This is a genomic window from Gibbsiella greigii, from assembly GCF_039540155.1.
GTDB classification, from domain to species: domain Bacteria; phylum Pseudomonadota; class Gammaproteobacteria; order Enterobacterales; family Enterobacteriaceae; genus Gibbsiella; species Gibbsiella quercinecans.
In genome coordinates this window covers 326,794-343,683 of sequence record NZ_BAABEM010000007.1, presented here as the reverse complement: position 1 = coordinate 343,683, position 16,890 = coordinate 326,794, and the positions used below count along the sequence as shown (strand labels likewise).

Below are 16,890 nucleotides of genomic sequence, written 5' to 3'. Positions count from 1 at the left end.
CACCGTTATTCCCCACACACTAGCCCCGAATCCAACAACCGGAGAGCCGTTGACATGGCAAAGAAAGTTTCAAAGTGGTTTCGCATCGGCGTTGAGGGTGACACCTGCGACGGGCGCGAAATTGACGCTAACGATATCCAGCAAATGGGCGGCAGCTATAACCCGAAGGTGTACGGCGCCCGCATCAATATGGAGCACATCCGCGGCATTTTGCCGACCGGTGAATTTCGTCGCTATGGCGATGTAATTGAACTCAAAGCCGAACAGATTGACGAGCCGGACGAGCCGCGCTTGCACGGCAAATGGGCGCTGTACGCCAAAATCACCCCGACCGCCGACCTTGTCGCCATGGTGGGCGACGGCCAGAAGGTCTACACCTCGATGGAGATCGCCCGCAACTTTGCCAAGACCGGCACCGCCTACCTGCAAGGGCTGGCCGTGACGGATGACCCGGCCAGCCTGGGCACCGAAATGCTGGAATTCAGCCGCAACGCCAAAACCAATCCGCTGGCCGCCCGCAAGGCAGACCCCGCCAATGTCTTCAGCGTCGCGACAGAAGCCCTGATTGAATTTGAAGACCTCGCCGATCCGGAACTGACGTTTGCCGCCCGTATCAAGGGCATGTTCAGCCGTAAGCAGGTCAACGACGATGCGCGCCAGGCGGATATGCAGGCCGCGGTCACCGCCGTGGCCGAACAAGTACAGGGCGCCGAAGAACGCTTTAACCGCCTGGAAAGCACCCTGACGCAACAGGTAGCCGACCTTAAAACGCAGATTGACGATAAGGGCAGTGAGCTGGCCGACCTCAAACAACAGCTTGCCAGCACGGAAAGCCCGCAGTTTGCCCGCCGACCGGTAGCGACCGGCGGCAACGGTCACCACGACCACCAAACCGACTGCTAACCCCGACTGATAAAGAACCGAGAAAACCCATGCGTAAAGAAACCCGCTTTAAATTTAATAAGTTCCTCAGCCGCGTCGCCGAACTGAACGGCGTCGGCACCGGCGATCTGGATAAGAAATTCAGCGTTGAACCGTCCGTCTCGCAAACCATCATGAACCGCGTACAGGAGTCGTCCGAGTTCCTGACCCGTATCAACATCGTGCCGGTTACCGAGATGAAAGGGGAAAAGATCGGCCTGGGCGTCAGCGGCAGCATTGCCAGCACCACCGATACCAGTGGCGGTGATGAACGCGAAACCGCCGACTTTGCCACGCTGGATAGCACGGGCTATTTCTGCGATCAGGTCAACTACGATTTCCACATTCGCTATAACACCCTCGATCTGTGGGCGCGTTATCAGGACTTCCAGACCCGCCTGCGCGATGCCATCGTAAAACGTCAGGCGCTTGACCGCATTATGGCCGGGTTCAACGGTGTGAAACGGGCAAAAACCTCCAACCGCCTCAAGAATCCGCTGTTGGAAGATGTGGCGGTCGGTTGGCTGCAGAAGTACCGCGACGATGCGCCAACCCGCGTAATGCGCAGTGTCGTTGATGATACCGGCAAGGTGATTTCTGAAAAAATCCGCGTGGGCAAGGCGGGCGATTACGCCAACCTTGATGCCCTGGTGATGGATGCCACCAATGAAATGATCGCCCCCTGGTATCAGGAAGACCCCGACCTGGTGGTGATCTGCGGCCGCAAGCTGCTGGCAGACAAATACTTCCCGATCGTCAATCAGTCACAGCCGAACAGCGAAGCGCTGGCAGCCGATGTGATTGTCAGCCAGAAACGCATCGGCAACCTGCCCGCCGTACGCGTGCCGTACTTCCCGGCCAATGCGCTGATGATCACGCGCCTGGATAACCTATCTATCTATTGGCAGGAAGGCACGCATCGCCGCCACCTGGTGGAGAACGCCAAGCGCGACCGCGTCGAAAACTACGAATCCATTAACGAGGATTACGTAGTGGAAGATTACGCCTGCGGTTGCCTGGTGGAAAATATCCAGTTGGGTGACTTCACCCCGGAGAAAACCACCGAGAGCAGCGGAGCGTAAGCCATGACCAGCCCTGCCCGCCGTCACGTTGTGCGCCAATCGGCCATTGATGCCGCCCGACGCGAAAGCGATCCGGCGCAACATGCCAACGGCTATGAACTGATGTTGCTTAAGCTCTATGACGATAAACGAAAGCTCAAGCAGGTGCGCTCCCAGGAGCGCAAGGCCGAACTCAAACGCCAGTTGCTACCGGCGTATGCCCCCTGGGTTGCCGGTGTATTGGCCGAGGGCAACGGCGCGCAGGACGCCATTCTGATGACCATCATGGTGTGGCGGCTGGATGCCGGGGATATTCCCGGCGCCCTGGAGATTGCCCGCTATGCGTTGCGCTACCGGCTTGCCATGCCGGAGGGGTTCAACCGACCGACACCGTACCTCATTGCAGAAGACGTCGCCGAGTCTGCCGCCCGCGCCCATACGGCGGGTGAGCCGGTCAGTATTGACCTGCTGTTGCAGACCCTGGAGCTCACCGACGCAGAGGACATGCCCGACCAGGTGCGCGCCAAGCTGCACAAAATCATCGGGTACGTTCTGCGCGAGGCGGGCAGGGCTGAACGGGCGCTTAACCACCTGAAACGCGCCCTACAGTTGCACAGCGGCTGTGGGGTGAAAAAAGACATTGAGCGGTTGGAGCGCGAGATCCGCAACGCGGCCAACCGCTGACAGAACGCGCCCCGCGCCGGGCGGCACGCTGGCCGCGACAGGTTTTACCGCATCAACGCCAGCGTCCACCGCCCCCTATTCCTGAGGATCTATGAGCATTGTCATTCAAACGCCCCGACCGGACGCGCCCGCCGTGCGCCCGGCGGCCGAGCCTGTCATTAAAAATGTCTTTTTCTGGCCGGATATCGATCCCGCCGACGTGCGCGACGTGATGCGCATCGAAGGCACCATTACGGCCCCACGCCTGCGCATGGCGATCAAGAGCGCCATCGCCGAGGTTAACGCGGAGTTGTTCGACTACCGGCGCCGCCAAATGGCCGCCGGTTATCAACGCCTGGCGGACGTTCCCGGCGAGCAGCTCGACGGTGAGAGCCTGCGCGTCAGTGAATACCGCAATGCGGTTAACGCCATGACCACCGCCTTGCTGTCGGAGCAATACCGCAGCCTGGATACCACGGCCACCGGGGCCGGTAAGGCGGCGGTGATCGAAGCGGCGATTGATGAACTGTGGCGCAACGCCCGTAACGCCATCAGCAACGTGGCCGAGCGGGCCCACTGCATCATCGGGCTGCTGTGATGAAAGTCTATGCCATGCAGGGGGATACCGTGGATGCGCTGTGCTGGCGCTACTACGGCCGCACCCAGGGCGTGGTGGAACAGGTCTATGCGCACAACGTGGGGTTGGCCGATGCCGGGGTATTCCTGCCCCACGGCTACCCGGTTGAGTTGCCGGAGATCACCACTGCGGCGCAACGTGAAACCGTCAACCTATGGGATTAATCGCGTGGAAAAGATCACTTCATTTATTGCCTATATCGTGGCGGGGTTCCTCGCCTGGGTGGGGCGCTACAGCCCGCAGGATATTGCGTTTATGGTCGGCGCCGCCGTGGGCGTCGGCACTTTTCTGGTCAACTGGTACTACCGGCGCAAAAGCTATCAGTTGCTGAACAAGCTCGGCATCAGCCGGAGGGTATTTGATGAACTCAATCGCTAAACGCTGCGCCGTGGTTGCCGTACTGGCACTGGCCGCCCTGTTGCCGCAATACAGCGCCCTGCATATTTCCGAAGCTGGGTTACGCCTGCTGGCCGATTTTGAAGGATGCCAACTGACGCCGTACCAATGCCAGGCGGGAGTCTGGACTAGCGGTATCGGCCATACGGCCGGTGTTACGCCCGGCCAAACCCTCAGTGAACGCCAGGTCGCCGTCAATCTGGTGGCCGATGTCTACCGCATAGAGCGGGTGATCGGGCGCTGCATGCCGATCAGCATGCCACAGCCGGTCTACGACGCGGTGGTGTCGTTTGCCTTCAACGTCGGCGTAACGGCGGCGTGCGACTCCACGCTGGCGCAGATGATTAACCGCCAGCAATGGGCGCAGGCGTGCAGGCAGTTGCCGCACTGGGTGTTCGTGAAAGGCATCCGGTCGTCGGGGCTGGAGCGTCGGCGCGCGGCAGAAATGGCGTATTGCCTGCAAGGGGTGGCGGAATGAACCGAACGACGGCCTGTTTTCTGCTGCTGGCAATCGCCGCCGCCGGTTGGCTGAAATGGCAGACGATATCCCTCGGCGCCTTGCTGGACACAGCCCGGCAAGAAAACGGCACGCTGTCGGCAGAACTGCGCCGCAGCCGGGCGGCGCTCGATGCCTGGCATGCAGCCACCCGGCAGCAGGCGCAGGACGAGCAAGCCCTGCGGCATACCCTTGACACCGCGCAGCGCCTGGCGTTGCGCCGTGAGCAAGACATTCAGAGGTTACTCAATGAAAACCAGACATTACGCGATGGGTTCAGCACTCCTTTGCCTGCTGACCTTGTCCGGCTGCACCAACGCCCCGCCTTTACCGGCACCGCAGATTATTTACGTTGGCTGTCCGAGGGTGATCCCCTGCCGGATACCGGCCAGCCGGCCGCTAACGCTCGGTGATCTCAGCGCTGATATTCGCCAGCTTGAGCACGCCCTGGCCGCCTGTGCGGTCCAGGTTGATATGATTAAAACCTGTCAGGAACGCCCCCATGATAAAACCGCAGCAACTGCGCGCTGAATTAACCCGTTGTCTGCCCTGGCTGCAACGCAACCCGGAGAGCCTGCGCGTCCAGATCGAACGCGGGAGCGTGGCCGCCACGTTAGCCACCTCGCTGTCACACGAATACCGCTACACGCTGAATCTGTTATTTCTGGACTACACCGGCGATATGGATTTGATCATGGTGCCGCTTCAGGCCTGGCTGCGGGAGAACCAGCCGGATATTTTTGCCACGGAAGAAAAGCGCCGTACCGGGCTGACGTTTGACGCGGACTTTAACAACAATGGCGCCTACGACCTGAGCGTATCGGTACAGTTGACGGAGCGGGTGGTGGTGAAGGAGCGCGACGGCGCGTTGCATGTTGAACACCTGCCCGAACCGCCGTTGCCGGAGAATGTCATGCGGCCGAGCCAGATTTTTATCAGTAATACCGCTGGAGGTGAACGGCATGAATACGCTTAAGCCCTTTGACGACCGTCTGGCCGGGCTGCTTGCCAGCCTGTCGCCGTCGTCGCGCAAGACATTGGCCGTCACGGTGGCAAAACGCCTGCGTGCCAGTCAGCAACAGCATATCAAACGCCAGCAGTCCCCGGACGGCACCCCCTATGCGCCGCGTAAAACCGCATTACGCAGTAAAAAGCGCCTGCGCAACCAGGCCATGTTTACCCAGCTTCGCACGGCGCGCTATATGAAAGCCACAGGCAACAGTGATGCCGCCGTGGTGGAATTTGTTGGGCGAGTACAACGGATGGCGAAGGTGCATCATTACGGCCTGCGTGATCGGCCATCGGTACACGGTAAGTCGGTTAAATACGACGAGCGTCAGTTGTTAGGCATTGGAAGTGATGAAGTCTCATTGATAGAGTCAGAAATTCTTGCATTTATAGGTCGACAAAGATAATAAATGTATAACTCTTCAAAGCTGAAATGAGATGCCCCATGGAAGAAAAAAAATACCAAATATTTGTTAGTTCAACCTTTACTGATCTGGAGGCAGCCAGAAAGAAGGTTATCGACATGATACTGAGCCTTTACCACTTCCCTGTTGGAATGGAGATGTTTAGTGCTGATGACGGGGAGCAATGGCAAACCATAGAGCAAGCAATTAATTTTAGTGATTATTACATTGTTATTATAGGACATAGATACGGAGCTTTAGCTAGCGACGGGATTAGCTACACTGAGAAAGAATATGATCTAGCGAAAGAAAATGGCGTTCCAATTCTTGCATTTATAAGAAACAGGGATATTGCTCTTAAAAACAATGAAAGAGAAAGTGAAGCTGATGGCCAAAAGAAATTAGATGCGTTCATTGAGAAAGCCAAGGCCAGTAAAATGTGTGATTTTTGGAGTTCTTATGAAGAACTAGTAGGTAAAGTTTCTGTAGCTCTCCATAAAATATTCCATCGGAACCCGAGAGTTGGCTGGATAAGAAGTAGTGGTGGCGTATCAAAAGAAACAACTGAAGAATTGGCAAGGCTTAGCAAAGAAAATAGAAAATTGAGAGAGCGAATTTCAGAACTAGAAAATGAACAGACACTAGAACTACCGAATTTAATTGTCAAATTATCTGAAGGAGATGGGTTTTCTTTGAGTTTATCTCCCGATTACGAGCCTGTTATTATGCCAGAAGAATTCCACGAAGATGATATTCCATCAAATTTATCTGATTTAATAAGCCAAGATTCTATTGAAAGATATAATTCAAACATACCAAGCGTTAATGATTTAAGAATATATAACAATATTTCATGCTTATATCATAGAGCAACCTATAACTCTGTGGAGATTTCACCAGAAATAAAAAACATTGGTCGGATGAGCGCGTCTAATGTAAATATTGAAATAAAATCCCCTAGTTTTGTCATTGTTCTTGATAAAAATGAATTTGATAACATAAAAGAGCCTAAAAATATAATCCCAGCTAATCCAATAGAGATTGCAAAAGCTAGGATAAGGCTTGGTAATTTAAGAAGAGAGATTAAGCAGGGAGGGGGATCATCACACTCAAAATTACTAACTGACCTTAATTCACGAAATGAAAAATTAAATTTAACACTTAAATCATTAGCCGCAAGAAATGAAGGCTCATGGCAAAAGGTTAGTAACAGTCTTGTTGAAATATACAAAGATAAAATAATGCATACAAAAAAATATCGTTGTGAAACTATCTTTGTAGTTCCAATTGAAAAAGGAAATGGAGTTATAAAAATAAGTGTGATATGTGAAGAATATAAAGAACAAACAACTTTAGAAATACCTATAACGGTCGAGTAATATTATTTATGTACGTCATCATATGGAGTGAAACTCATCGCCGCCATTGACGAATGGCGGCTCCACCGCAATGCCATTCCTATGCAATAATTTATATTTATTACGATGAAAATCGCATCAGCTTCTTCTTGTTTTTATATAATTATTCAGCTTGTAATGGTTACACCCTCCTATAAACAAGGATATTATAAAAAACACAACAAAAATAAATACACTAATTGCTATGTTTCGTGACCTATCCCACATTTCAATAGCATCCTTCAATTCCATAGTTAATTCTTTATTATCAACTACCAGATAGCTACATGCCAAACGATAAGCGTCATCCGGGTGGGTTTTCATTATGCTCTCACATGCCCCTACATCAATAAAACCTGATAAATATTCTTTTGAATTGTGAGTGTAAATATTATCCATGGATATTTGTAGAGAAGTACCTTTATATGTAAATTTTGCATAGTTAAGTTTAGGAAGTCCACTTAGAACAAACAATGCGAAAACCAAAATACAAGTCCCCAAAAATATTATAAAAACCATATCCATTATATTAAATTTGTTTTTCCCTATAGCACCGAAATAAGAGGAAAAATAAAAATTAGATTTTGATAGTTCCCCTGATAATATACCTTTTGATATTAACTTGGCATCATGAGTGTCTTTTACATTAACCCCATTTAGAAGTCGAAACTTTTGCGTATAAAAAACCTCATCATCTGCTCTGCCTAATGTATTATCTTTGAAACGTATTCCCGCTGCTCTTAATATTATTCTTAATAAGATTGTTCCTCCACCGCACCTGTAAATAATTATCAGAAGTGCGACTATAAAAAGTATGGATTTAATTCCATCAGTAATGACTTGATCTATGCCGAACATTTCAATTCTCCATTTTTTTAAACCCATATTTTAAACAAAAATAAGAACATTTGCTGCACCGTTGTGCCTTACATCTTCCAACACCCTTATATTGCCGCCGTTCGCTCTGGGCGGCATCCTTCCCACCATGCAAAATCAATCCAACATTCTGCGCCTGCTGCGCAATTTAATCCGTATTGGCACCGTTGAAGCCGTTGACCTCCAGGGCGGCGTTTGCCGCGTGGTCACCGGAGACAATCACACCGACTGGCTGCACTGGCTGACTGCCCGTGCCGGGCGGGCCCGTTCATGGTGGGCGCCGTCGGTAGGGGAACAGGTATTAATCCTGGCGCTCGGCGGCGAACTGGATACCGCTTTTGTGCTGCCGGGCATTTTCTCTGACGAGTTTCCCGCGCCGTCGGCATCGGCGGATGCGGTGCACCTGGCTTTCCCGGATGGCGCGGAAATCGTATATGAACCGGCAACCGGCGCGCTGTCCGCCACGGGTATCACGACCGCCAATGTGCAGGCGTCGGTCTCTATTCGCGCCGAGAGCCAGCAGGTGACGGTCACGGCCAGCCAACGCATTACCCTGGATGCGCCGGTCGTGGTATGCACCCAACAGTTGGTTACCGGGACGATCCAGATTAAACAGGGCGGCACCATGACCGGTAACCTGGAGCACAGCGGCGGCCAAATCACCTCTAACGGCGTCGTAGTGGATAGCCACACCCACGGCGGTATCCGTCGCGGTGAAGAGCGTTCGGACGAGCCGGCATGAACAACGCCAAATACCTCGGCATGCATGGTAACTCCGGGCGCGCCCTGACCGACATTAACCATATACGCCAGTCCGTGACCGATATTCTGTTAACGCCGCAGGGCTCACGCCCCATGCGCCGCGCTTACGGTTCGCTGTTATCCGAACTGATAGCCCAACCGCAAAGTGAAGCGTTGCGACTGCAAATCATGGCCGCCTGTTACAGCGCGATCCTGGCCTGGGAGCCGCGCATCACGCTGACGGGCATCACCTTTAACACCACCTATGACGGCAAGATGGTGGTTGATATCACCGGCACGCGTACCGATACGTCGGGTACGCTGGCGCTGTCCATTCCTGTGAGTCAATCCTGATGGCAACCATTGATCTTAGCCAATTACCCGCCCCGGAAGTGGTGGAAGCCTTGGACTATGAAACCCTGTTGGCTGAACGCAAGGCCACGCTGATTTCCCTGTATCCGGCCGACCAACAGGAAGCCATTACACGCACGCTGGCGCTAGAGTCAGAGCCTATCGTCAAATTGCTACAGGAAAACGCCTACCGCGAGGTTATCTTGCGTCAGCGCATCAACGAAGCCGCCCAGGCGGTGATGGTGGCGTATGCCATTGGCAACGACCTTGACCAGCTCGCCGCCAACAATGATGTCGAACGCCTGGTGATCACCCCGGCCGATACCAACGCCGTGCCGCCGGTCGACGCCGAAATGGAAAGCGACGCCGACCTGCGCCAGCGCATCCCCGCAGCGTTTGAGGGCATGAGCGTGGCGGGCCCGACCGGCGCCTATGAGTTTCATGCGCTCAGCGCCGACGGCAAGGTGGCCGATGCCTCCGCCATCAGCCCGGCCCCCGCCGAGGTGACGGTAAGCGTGCTGTCACGCGACGGTGACGGCACCGCCTCGCCCGCACTGCTGGCCGCCGTCAGCACCGCGCTGAACGATGAGGCTGTGCGCCCGGTGGCCGACCGGGTAACCGTGCAATCCGCGCACATCATCCCTTATCGCGTGGAAGCCACACTGTACGTTTACCCCGGCCCGGCCATTGAGCCGATCAAGGCCGATGCCGAATTGCGGCTACAAAGCTATATCCATGAACAGCGCCGCCTGGGGCGCGACATCCGCCGCTCCGCGATTTATGCCGCGCTGCATACCCAGGGCGTGCAGCGCGTTGAACTGGCCGCACCGCGCAATGACGTGGTGTTAGACCGCACCCAGGCGGCCAACTGCACCGATTACACCCTCACGATCGGCGGTTCGGATGAATAGCCTGTTGCCGCCCGCATCTTCCACGCTGGAGCGCCAGGCCGCGCAGGCCTGCGCCGGGATCAGCGCGTTGGCCGTACCGCTGCGTGACCTGTGGAGCCCTGACCGCTGCCCGTTGAAATTCCTGCCCTATCTGGCCTGGGCCTTCAGCGTTGACCGCTGGGACGAACAGTGGACGGAAGCGGAGAAACGCCAGGCGGTGCGCGATGCCTTTTACATACACCGGCGTAAAGGCACGGTAGCAGCCATGCGCCGGGTGATTGAAAACCTCGGCTACACCCTGAGCATTGAGGAGTGGTGGCAGGTTGCCGATCCGCGCGGCACGTTTCGCATGACGGTCGAGGTTAACGATATCGGCATCACCGAGAACATGGTCAGCGAGCTGGAGCGCCTGATTGGCGACGCCCGGCCGGTCAGTCGCCATATTGCCCGCCTGTCGCTGTCGGCCAAAACCGCCGGGCCGCTTTGCCTCGGTGCGGCCTTGTGCGACGGGAATGCGATCAGTGTCTATCCGCCAGGGTATACGCCTGACGACGCGTTGCGCTACGACGGCGCCGGCTTTTATGCCGACCAGGGGTATTACAGCGAGACACATCCACCGAAAGACAGACACCGTTATGACGGTATGACGATCCACGACGGCAGCAGCGATTACGCGGGAGAATACGATGAGCAAAGTGATTGAACAGACACAGTGGGAAGACGAGATTTATCTGCTGGCGCGTGAAGACCGGGTTGAAGGCGGCATTAACGGCGCATCAAACAAACAGGCCAGGCAGTTGGCGAACCGCACACGGTATTTGAAAAGCGCGGTGGAGTCGCTCCAGGACTACCGCGACTATACCTTCTTCATTACGCCGGCAGACCCCGACGGTACGCTTGCCGGGCTGGCGGGCACGCCCGCAGGAAAACTGTTTCGCGTTGCCCTGCCTGACGGCGACGGCCAGACCGTGGCCTTTGCCTACTACCAAAACGCCGATGGCGTCGCCAAACCCCTGAATACCCTGGCGAGCCAGCGCGCCATTGATGTGCTGCGCCAACAGCTTGAGCAGGACAGCGGCGCCGCCCTGGACGGCCTCACCGCCTTGAGCCTGGCGGTGCAGTCGCTTGCCTCCCTGCTGGCACAGGTGGGGCTGGACGAGATGGCCGACCGGTTGGCGACGGTGGCGGAAGCACAGCGCGACCAGTCTGACCAACTCCAGGCGCTCACCCTGGCCTTTCAATCTGGTATGCGTGCGCTTTCCCTGCTGGAAGACGCGCCCGAAGAGCTCCAGGTTAACCAGTTGAATACCCTGTATGCGCTTTCCGTCCTGGCGCGTCAGTTGCTGCCGCTGGACGGTTTTGATCCGGCGGCGGCCGCGACGGGCGCCGGGAGTGCGGCCGCGCAGGAAAAATACCCCGGCCTGTTCACCTTCGGTGAGCCTAACGGGCTGATCCGGCTGGATGTGACCTCGGAAAACGGCGCGCCGACCAGTAAGGACACCTCGATTAACGGCACGTTAAAGGTCGACGTGGACGGTGAGATTTTCACCGCCTACGTGTCGTTTAAGGTGCAGGGGGCTTCGTCTGCCGTCTATCCCAAAAAGAACATCAAGTTTGAACTGTTCGCCGATGCGGCGCATACCCAGAGCATCAACCTGAAAATCGGCGACGTGGCGCCCAAGGATAAATGGGTGTTCAAGGCCAACTGGATCGACGCCACGCACTTGCGTAACGTCCTGTGTTACAACCTGTGGCACCAGGTGATGGCGACCCGCAGCGGCTGGCCCAAGCGCGATATCGATAACAGCTACGTCGGTAAGGTGGGCGCCGAGGCCATTGATACCGGTGCCATCGGCGGCCCCAAGGGCTACGCCTGTGTGCTGTACATCAACGGCGAGTTTTACGGCATTGGGGACTTTTTCTATAACCCATCCCGTAAAGATTACAACATCGCTAAAAACGACCCGAAGCAAATCATGATGATCTGGGACGGGGCGGTCAATATTCCTGCGTTGACGGATAACGGCACGTGGATCATCGATTCCCCCACCGAGGTGACCGACGAGGTTAATGGCTACCTGGATGATTGGCGCGCCTTCGCCCAATCCGGCCAGGACGACTTCACCGCCAATATCGGCACGCACCTGGATAAAAATAACGTGGTGGATTTCTACGTGTTCCTCTGCTTTATCTGCGCCCCGGACTGCGTGCAAAAAAACACCACGTTTATTACTTGGGACGGTACGAAATGGTTTTTCATGCCCTATGACCTGGACACCACCTTTGGCCTGCATTTCGCCGGGAAATCCATTGCTTATGAACCCACGCTAAACCTGTTTGATAACGGCCTGGCTGGGCAGGTTAACCGTAATTTCTGGAAGAAAGTGCGTAACGCCTATTCGGCACAAATGAATGCCCGCTACGCCGAGCTGCGCGACAACGGCCTGTTTTCGCAAGATGGCGTCTATGCGCTGGCCCGCGATCTGCTGGGGCGTTACACCCCGGAACTGTTCGCCGCCGAGCAGGCCAAGTGGCCGACCGTGCCCTCACTCACCATCACCAGTCTGGATCAGATCATGGGTTGGCTTGCACAGCGCCTTGACTACCTGGACACCTTCTTCAGCTATAACCCATAAGGACACCCTCATGACCACCATTTTAGTAAAAGATGCGCTGCGCACATCGGTTGAAGCGGCCTCCGGCGGCAAGCAAACCGTGCTGTACACCCCGAAGGGCCAGGCCACGTTTGTGAATATCATTGCCAAGGCGAACAGCCAGGATTTGAATCCGTCATTGGGCATTAACGGCGTGCATCCGGCGTTTAAGCACGGCGATAAGGAGATCCCTTATCTGTATATCGGCACCTATCAGGGGCGTGTGGTGAATGGCGAGGTGTTAAGCTTGCCCAATGTCGATGCCAATACTTATGCGCAGACCGGCAGCGCGTTGATCTCCTTGTTGAAAGCCATGGGCCCGACCTGGCACGGCATGACTTCGGTAGAATGGGCGCTGATCCAAGCCATGGCAGTGAAAAATGCCTACAGCCCCCAGGGGGCGGACGTGTACGGCAAATCCACCCTGGATGCGACGCAGTACGGCCGCCGTGTTGACGGCAAGGCGGCGGGCGATACGTCATCGCAATCACCCCGAATTTATACCGGCTCCGGCCCGCTGTCGTTCCGTCACGATAAAAAGTACAACGGCATCAGCGATCTGGCGGGCAACCTGTGGGAGCGCACCTACGGGGCGCGGGTGGTCGGCGGTGAAATCCAGCTTTACGGCGCGGGTAATGAAGCGGCGCTGACCGCTGCGGCCACCTTTGGCGCCCATGCGGCCGATGTGGCGGGCTGGTATGCTATTGATGCCAGCACCGGGGCGCTGATCGCCCCGACACACACCGGCAGCACGTCCACATCGGATTATGTCGCCACCACGCCCAACAGTGTGCGTGCGGTCAGTAAAGCCACCGGGCTGGCGTCTAATGAGTTCTATCACCAGAGCTGGGGAGCCACCAGTACACAACCCATCAATACCTTGCCGGAGGTGGTAAAAAATCTGCTGGAGCTGTACGGCGTGTGGCCGACCCGCACCGGCGCAGGGTTAATCCCGGCGGGCTCCACCGCCAACTACAATCCGGGGGCGACCAACTGCGTACACCCGGTACGCGGCAAAAACGACATTTTCCAGTTTGGCTTTGCCAACAATGTAGAAACGGTGAATACGGAAATGGGCCTGCGCCCGGTGTATTACGCCCCGTTGAGTTAATCGCCTTAAACACCTAACCCCGGTAACGCCGGGGTGTAGCCCTTGACTGATGGATAGCCTGATGAGCAAACAATTTAGCGCCATTCTCACCACGCTGGGCACGCAGCGCCTGGCGGCGGCAGCCCTGGCAAATATTCCCCTGGGCATCACGCAGATGGCCGTCGGGGATGGCGGCGGCACCTTGCCAACCCCGGCCCCAGAACAAACGGGGCTGATTAACGAACGGTTTCGCGCGCCGCTCAATCGCCTGGTTATCGCCGACCAGGCCGCGAACGTTATTCGCGCCGAAATGATTATGCCGCCGCAGATCGGCGGTTTCTGGCTGCGGGAAGTGGGCCTGTTTAATAATCAGGGTGAATGCCTGGCGGTCGCCAACCTGCCCGAATCCTATAAGCCGCTGTTGGCGGAAGGTGCCGGCCGCTTCCAGGTGATCACTATCTGGTTAGCGGTCAGCAGCACGGCAAACGTACAGTTGATTGCCGACCCGGCGGTGATGCTGGCAACGGCCGAGGAAGTCAGCAAGGCCAAAAGCCAGGCCATGGATTACACCGATGAGATGGCGGTAGAAATCGACAAAGCGACCAAGAACGCCATTGCCGCCGCCGTCAAAAGCGCCATCCGCGACGCCTGGGAGCTGGATAATCCAGTGGGTGATGTGCGGTTCTTTAACCAGAACGTGAACCCTAACGAAAAATGGCCGTGGTCAACCTGGGAATATCTCGGCGAGGATCGCACCCTCCGGCTGGCGAAGGCCGACGGTTCAGACCTGGGCGCCATCGGCGGCAGCGATGCGATCACCCTCAATCGCGACAACCTGCCCAATGTGCAGATTGACGTCACCGGCACCGCCGCTGAGACCGATTTAGGGACGAAGACAACCCAAGGCGCCGGTAAACACGTGCACAATGGCGGATGGGGTGCGCCAGGCGCCAAGTGGGGGGAACAATCTTCGGGTACGGATAACCAGGGGCCGCACGCGATGACCCAAACCAGCGAAGCGCCGGATCACGTGCATGCGCTCGAGCTTGGGCCGCACGGCCACCGCGTATCGGGGAAAACGGCCGCGCTGGGCGCCGGTAACCGCCTCGACGTGACCAACAAGTTCATTAAGCTGATGGGCTGGTATCGCGCGGCATAACGGCGGCACGTTGTCTGATCCCACACACCACCGGGGTTAAGTGCAATGGTGCAAAGCACACGGCAGTATGGCGGCTCCTATCACCAACTGGAGCCACAACATGGGGGATTATCATCACGGTGTGCGCGTCGTTGAGGTCAACGACGGCACCCGCGTTATTTCCACAGTCTCAACCGCCATTGTTGGCATGGTCTGCACGGCGGACGATGCCGACGCCACGGCGTTCCCACTCAATACCCCAGTGTTAATCACCGATGTACTGGCCGCCACCGCCAGCGCGGGCCAACAGGGCACCCTGGCAAACGCATTGCTGGCGATTGCCGAGCAGGCCCGGCCGGTGACCGTCGTTGTCCGCGTGCCGGAAGGCAAGGACGAAAAAGAAACCACCTCAAATATCATCGGCCGTACGGATGAAACCGGCCGTTACACCGGCATGAAGGCGCTACTTTCCGCACAGGCGGAATTGGGCGTTAAGCCGCGTATCCTCGGCGTACCAGGGTTGGATAATCAGGCGGTTGCCGCCGCGCTGGCCTCCATTTGCCAGCAGTTACGCGCTTTTGGTTATATCAGCGTCTACGGCTGCAAAACCGTGCCGGAAGCCATCAAATACCGCAACAACTTCAACCAGCGCGAACTGATGCTGATTTGGCCGGACTTTGTGAGCTGGAACACCACAACCAGCAGCAGCGATATCGCCTATGCCACCGCGCGGGCGCTGGGCCTGCGCGCCAAAATCGACAGTGACACCGGCTGGCATAAAACCCTGTCCAACGTTGGCGTCAACGGCGTGACCGGCATTTCCGCCAGTGTGTTCTGGGATCTGCAGGCGACCGGCACCGATGCCGACCTGCTCAACCAGGCGTGCGTCACCACGCTGATCCGCAAAGACGGCTTCAAGTTTTGGGGCTCCCGCACCTGTTCTGACGATCCGCTGTTCGCCTTTGAGAACTACACCCGTACCGCGCAGGTGATTGCCGACACCATGGCCGAAGCGCACCTGTGGGCCGTTGACCGCCCGGTCACGCCAACGCTTATCCGCGACATGGTCGACGGTATCAAGGCCAAATTCCGCGAACTGAAGTCTGCCGGGCTCATCCTTGATGGCGATTGCTGGTATGACAGCAGCGCCAACACGGCCGAAACCCTCAAGGCGGGCAAGCTGTTCCTGGATTACGACTATACGCCGGTGCCGCCGCTGGAAGATTTGACGTTGCGCCAGCGCATTACCGACAAATATCTGGCGCAGTTTGCCGCCGCGGTCAATCAATAAGGAGCGATAAGCCATGGCACTGCCAAAGAAACTCAAATACCTCAACCTGTTTAACGACGGTTTTAGCTACATGGGCATTGTATCGGCCATGACGCTGCCGAAGCTGACCCGCAAGCTGGAGAAATACCGGGGCGGCGGGATGAACGGCGCGGCGCCGGTCGATTTGGGCCTGGATGATGATGCGTTGTCGCTGGAATGGTCGATGGGCGGCCTCGATACGCTGGTACTGAAACAGTGGGGCGCCGTGGATGCCGCACCGCTGCGTTTCGCGGGCTCCTATCAACGGGATGATACCGGCGAGATCACCGCCGTCGAGGTGGTGTTGCGCGGCAAGCACAAGGAAATCGACTGGGGCGAGAGCAAACAGGGAGAAGACACCGAAACCAAGGTCGCCACTGAATGCACCTACTACAAGCTGACCGTAGACGGCGAAGAGTTGATCGAGGTCGATACCATCAACATGATCGAGAAGGTCGACGGCGTTGACCTGCTGGCCGCCCACCGTAAAGCCATCGGTCTGTAATATTGCGTCGGCCACAGGCCGACTTTACCTAACGACTTTTGACACGAGAGTACCATGAGCGAAAAAGACGATAACCTGGTTACCCTGGATACGCCGGTAAAACGCGGCGATACCCTCATCAGTGAAATCCGTATCACCAAACCGAACGCCGGCACCTTGCGCGGCGTTGGCCTGGCGGCCGTCGCCAATGCGGATGTTGACGCGCTGTTGGTGGTGCTGCCCCGCATGACCTATCCCAACCTGACCAAAGAAGAATGCACCCGCCTGGAATTGCCCGACCTGGTAGCGCTGGCCGGGAAGGTTGTCGGTTTTTTGTCGCCGAGCTCGGCAGCGTAGCGATTGACGCCCGCCTG

At 56.4% G+C, this 16,890-nt stretch carries 23 protein-coding genes; 22 read left to right on the top strand and 1 reads right to left on the bottom strand.

Annotated elements, in window-relative coordinates; all coding sequences use genetic code 11:
- Positions 1 to 54: 54 nt before the first annotated feature.
- The 12 genes from AC559G_RS08190 (at position 55) to AC559G_RS08135 (ending at position 6,965) form a co-directional block, all read left to right on the top strand.
- Positions 55 to 903: a GPO family capsid scaffolding protein gene (locus AC559G_RS08190; protein ID WP_498912157.1), complete on the top strand. Its 849-nt coding sequence runs from the start codon at positions 55 to 57 to the stop codon at positions 901 to 903.
- Between the two features lie 29 nt (positions 904 to 932).
- Positions 933 to 2,003: a phage major capsid protein, P2 family gene (locus tag AC559G_RS08185; protein ID WP_498912156.1), complete on the top strand. Its 1,071-nt coding sequence runs from the start codon at positions 933 to 935 to the stop codon at positions 2,001 to 2,003.
- Between the two features lie 3 nt (positions 2,004 to 2,006).
- A complete protein-coding gene (locus tag AC559G_RS08180; protein WP_498912155.1) occupies positions 2,007 to 2,666 on the top strand; it encodes a phage terminase small subunit in 660 nt (219 codons plus the stop codon).
- 91 nt (positions 2,667 to 2,757) lie between these two features.
- Positions 2,758 to 3,243, top strand: a complete 486-nt coding sequence (locus AC559G_RS08175; RefSeq protein ID WP_498912154.1) for a head completion/stabilization protein — start codon at positions 2,758 to 2,760, stop codon at positions 3,241 to 3,243.
- Positions 3,243 to 3,446 (top strand): tail protein X, encoded by a 204-nt coding sequence (locus tag AC559G_RS08170; protein WP_498912153.1) that lies wholly within the window; start codon positions 3,243 to 3,245, stop codon positions 3,444 to 3,446. The genes AC559G_RS08175 and AC559G_RS08170 overlap by 1 nt, the downstream gene beginning before the upstream one ends.
- A gap of 4 nt (positions 3,447 to 3,450) precedes the next feature.
- Positions 3,451 to 3,660 (top strand): phage holin family protein, encoded by a 210-nt coding sequence (locus tag AC559G_RS08165; protein ID WP_498912152.1) that lies wholly within the window; start codon positions 3,451 to 3,453, stop codon positions 3,658 to 3,660.
- On the top strand, positions 3,644 to 4,156 hold the full coding sequence (locus AC559G_RS08160) for a lysozyme (protein WP_498912151.1): 513 nt from the start codon (positions 3,644 to 3,646) through the stop codon (positions 4,154 to 4,156). Before AC559G_RS08165 ends, AC559G_RS08160 begins: the two co-directional genes overlap by 17 nt.
- On the top strand, positions 4,153 to 4,587 hold the full coding sequence (gene lysB, locus AC559G_RS08155; RefSeq protein WP_498912150.1) for a LysB family phage lysis regulatory protein: 435 nt from the start codon (positions 4,153 to 4,155) through the stop codon (positions 4,585 to 4,587). The genes AC559G_RS08160 and lysB overlap by 4 nt, the downstream gene beginning before the upstream one ends.
- Positions 4,475 to 4,705, top strand: a complete 231-nt coding sequence (lysC, locus tag AC559G_RS08150) for an Rz1-like lysis system protein LysC (RefSeq protein ID WP_498912149.1) — start codon at positions 4,475 to 4,477, stop codon at positions 4,703 to 4,705. The genes lysB and lysC overlap by 113 nt, the downstream gene beginning before the upstream one ends.
- Entirely contained in the window at positions 4,677 to 5,150 is a 474-nt protein-coding gene (locus AC559G_RS08145) for a phage tail protein (protein WP_498912148.1), read from the top strand. The genes lysC and AC559G_RS08145 overlap by 29 nt, the downstream gene beginning before the upstream one ends.
- Positions 5,137 to 5,589 carry a phage virion morphogenesis protein gene (locus AC559G_RS08140; RefSeq protein WP_498912147.1) on the top strand — a complete coding sequence of 151 codons (453 nt, stop codon included), beginning with the start codon at positions 5,137 to 5,139 and terminating at the stop codon, positions 5,587 to 5,589. The genes AC559G_RS08145 and AC559G_RS08140 overlap by 14 nt, the downstream gene beginning before the upstream one ends.
- Positions 5,590 to 5,627: 38 nt before the next feature.
- Positions 5,628 to 6,965 carry a DUF4062 domain-containing protein gene (locus tag AC559G_RS08135; protein ID WP_498912146.1) on the top strand — a complete coding sequence of 446 codons (1,338 nt, stop codon included), beginning with the start codon at positions 5,628 to 5,630 and terminating at the stop codon, positions 6,963 to 6,965.
- A 117-nt stretch (positions 6,966 to 7,082) separates the two neighbouring features.
- Here the strand turns inward: AC559G_RS08135 and AC559G_RS08130 are convergent, their stop codons facing one another.
- On the bottom strand, positions 7,083 to 7,841 hold the full coding sequence (locus AC559G_RS08130; protein ID WP_498912145.1) for a hypothetical protein: 759 nt from the start codon (positions 7,839 to 7,841) through the stop codon (positions 7,083 to 7,085).
- Between the two features lie 127 nt (positions 7,842 to 7,968).
- Between AC559G_RS08130 and AC559G_RS08125 the strand changes: the two genes are divergently transcribed.
- The 10 genes from AC559G_RS08125 (at position 7,969) to AC559G_RS08080 (ending at position 16,873) form a co-directional block, all read left to right on the top strand.
- On the top strand, positions 7,969 to 8,601 hold the full coding sequence (locus tag AC559G_RS08125) for a phage baseplate assembly protein V (RefSeq protein ID WP_498912144.1): 633 nt from the start codon (positions 7,969 to 7,971) through the stop codon (positions 8,599 to 8,601).
- Positions 8,598 to 8,954 carry a GPW/gp25 family protein gene (locus AC559G_RS08120; RefSeq protein WP_498912143.1) on the top strand — a complete coding sequence of 119 codons (357 nt, stop codon included), beginning with the start codon at positions 8,598 to 8,600 and terminating at the stop codon, positions 8,952 to 8,954. Before AC559G_RS08125 ends, AC559G_RS08120 begins: the two co-directional genes overlap by 4 nt.
- A complete protein-coding gene (locus AC559G_RS08115; protein ID WP_498912142.1) occupies positions 8,954 to 9,862 on the top strand; it encodes a baseplate assembly protein in 909 nt (302 codons plus the stop codon). The genes AC559G_RS08120 and AC559G_RS08115 overlap by 1 nt, the downstream gene beginning before the upstream one ends.
- Complete coding sequence (locus AC559G_RS08110; protein WP_498912141.1) at positions 9,855 to 10,544, top strand: phage tail protein; 690 nt, start codon at positions 9,855 to 9,857, stop codon at positions 10,542 to 10,544. Before AC559G_RS08115 ends, AC559G_RS08110 begins: the two co-directional genes overlap by 8 nt.
- Positions 10,528 to 12,477 carry a CotH family protein gene (locus AC559G_RS08105; RefSeq protein WP_498912140.1) on the top strand — a complete coding sequence of 650 codons (1,950 nt, stop codon included), beginning with the start codon at positions 10,528 to 10,530 and terminating at the stop codon, positions 12,475 to 12,477. Before AC559G_RS08110 ends, AC559G_RS08105 begins: the two co-directional genes overlap by 17 nt.
- Before the next feature lie 10 nt (positions 12,478 to 12,487).
- Positions 12,488 to 13,606 carry a hypothetical protein gene (locus AC559G_RS08100; RefSeq protein WP_498912139.1) on the top strand — a complete coding sequence of 373 codons (1,119 nt, stop codon included), beginning with the start codon at positions 12,488 to 12,490 and terminating at the stop codon, positions 13,604 to 13,606.
- 61 nt (positions 13,607 to 13,667) lie between these two features.
- A complete protein-coding gene (locus AC559G_RS08095) occupies positions 13,668 to 14,744 on the top strand; it encodes a phage tail protein (protein ID WP_498912138.1) in 1,077 nt (358 codons plus the stop codon).
- 100 nt (positions 14,745 to 14,844) lie between these two features.
- Complete coding sequence (locus tag AC559G_RS08090) at positions 14,845 to 16,014, top strand: phage tail sheath protein (RefSeq protein WP_498912191.1); 1,170 nt, start codon at positions 14,845 to 14,847, stop codon at positions 16,012 to 16,014.
- 13 nt (positions 16,015 to 16,027) lie between these two features.
- Positions 16,028 to 16,537, top strand: a complete 510-nt coding sequence (locus AC559G_RS08085; RefSeq protein WP_498912137.1) for a phage major tail tube protein — start codon at positions 16,028 to 16,030, stop codon at positions 16,535 to 16,537.
- Positions 16,538 to 16,591: 54 nt separating this feature from the next.
- On the top strand, positions 16,592 to 16,873 hold the full coding sequence (locus AC559G_RS08080) for a phage tail assembly protein (RefSeq protein WP_498912136.1): 282 nt from the start codon (positions 16,592 to 16,594) through the stop codon (positions 16,871 to 16,873).
- The last annotated feature ends 17 nt before the right edge of the window (positions 16,874 to 16,890 follow it).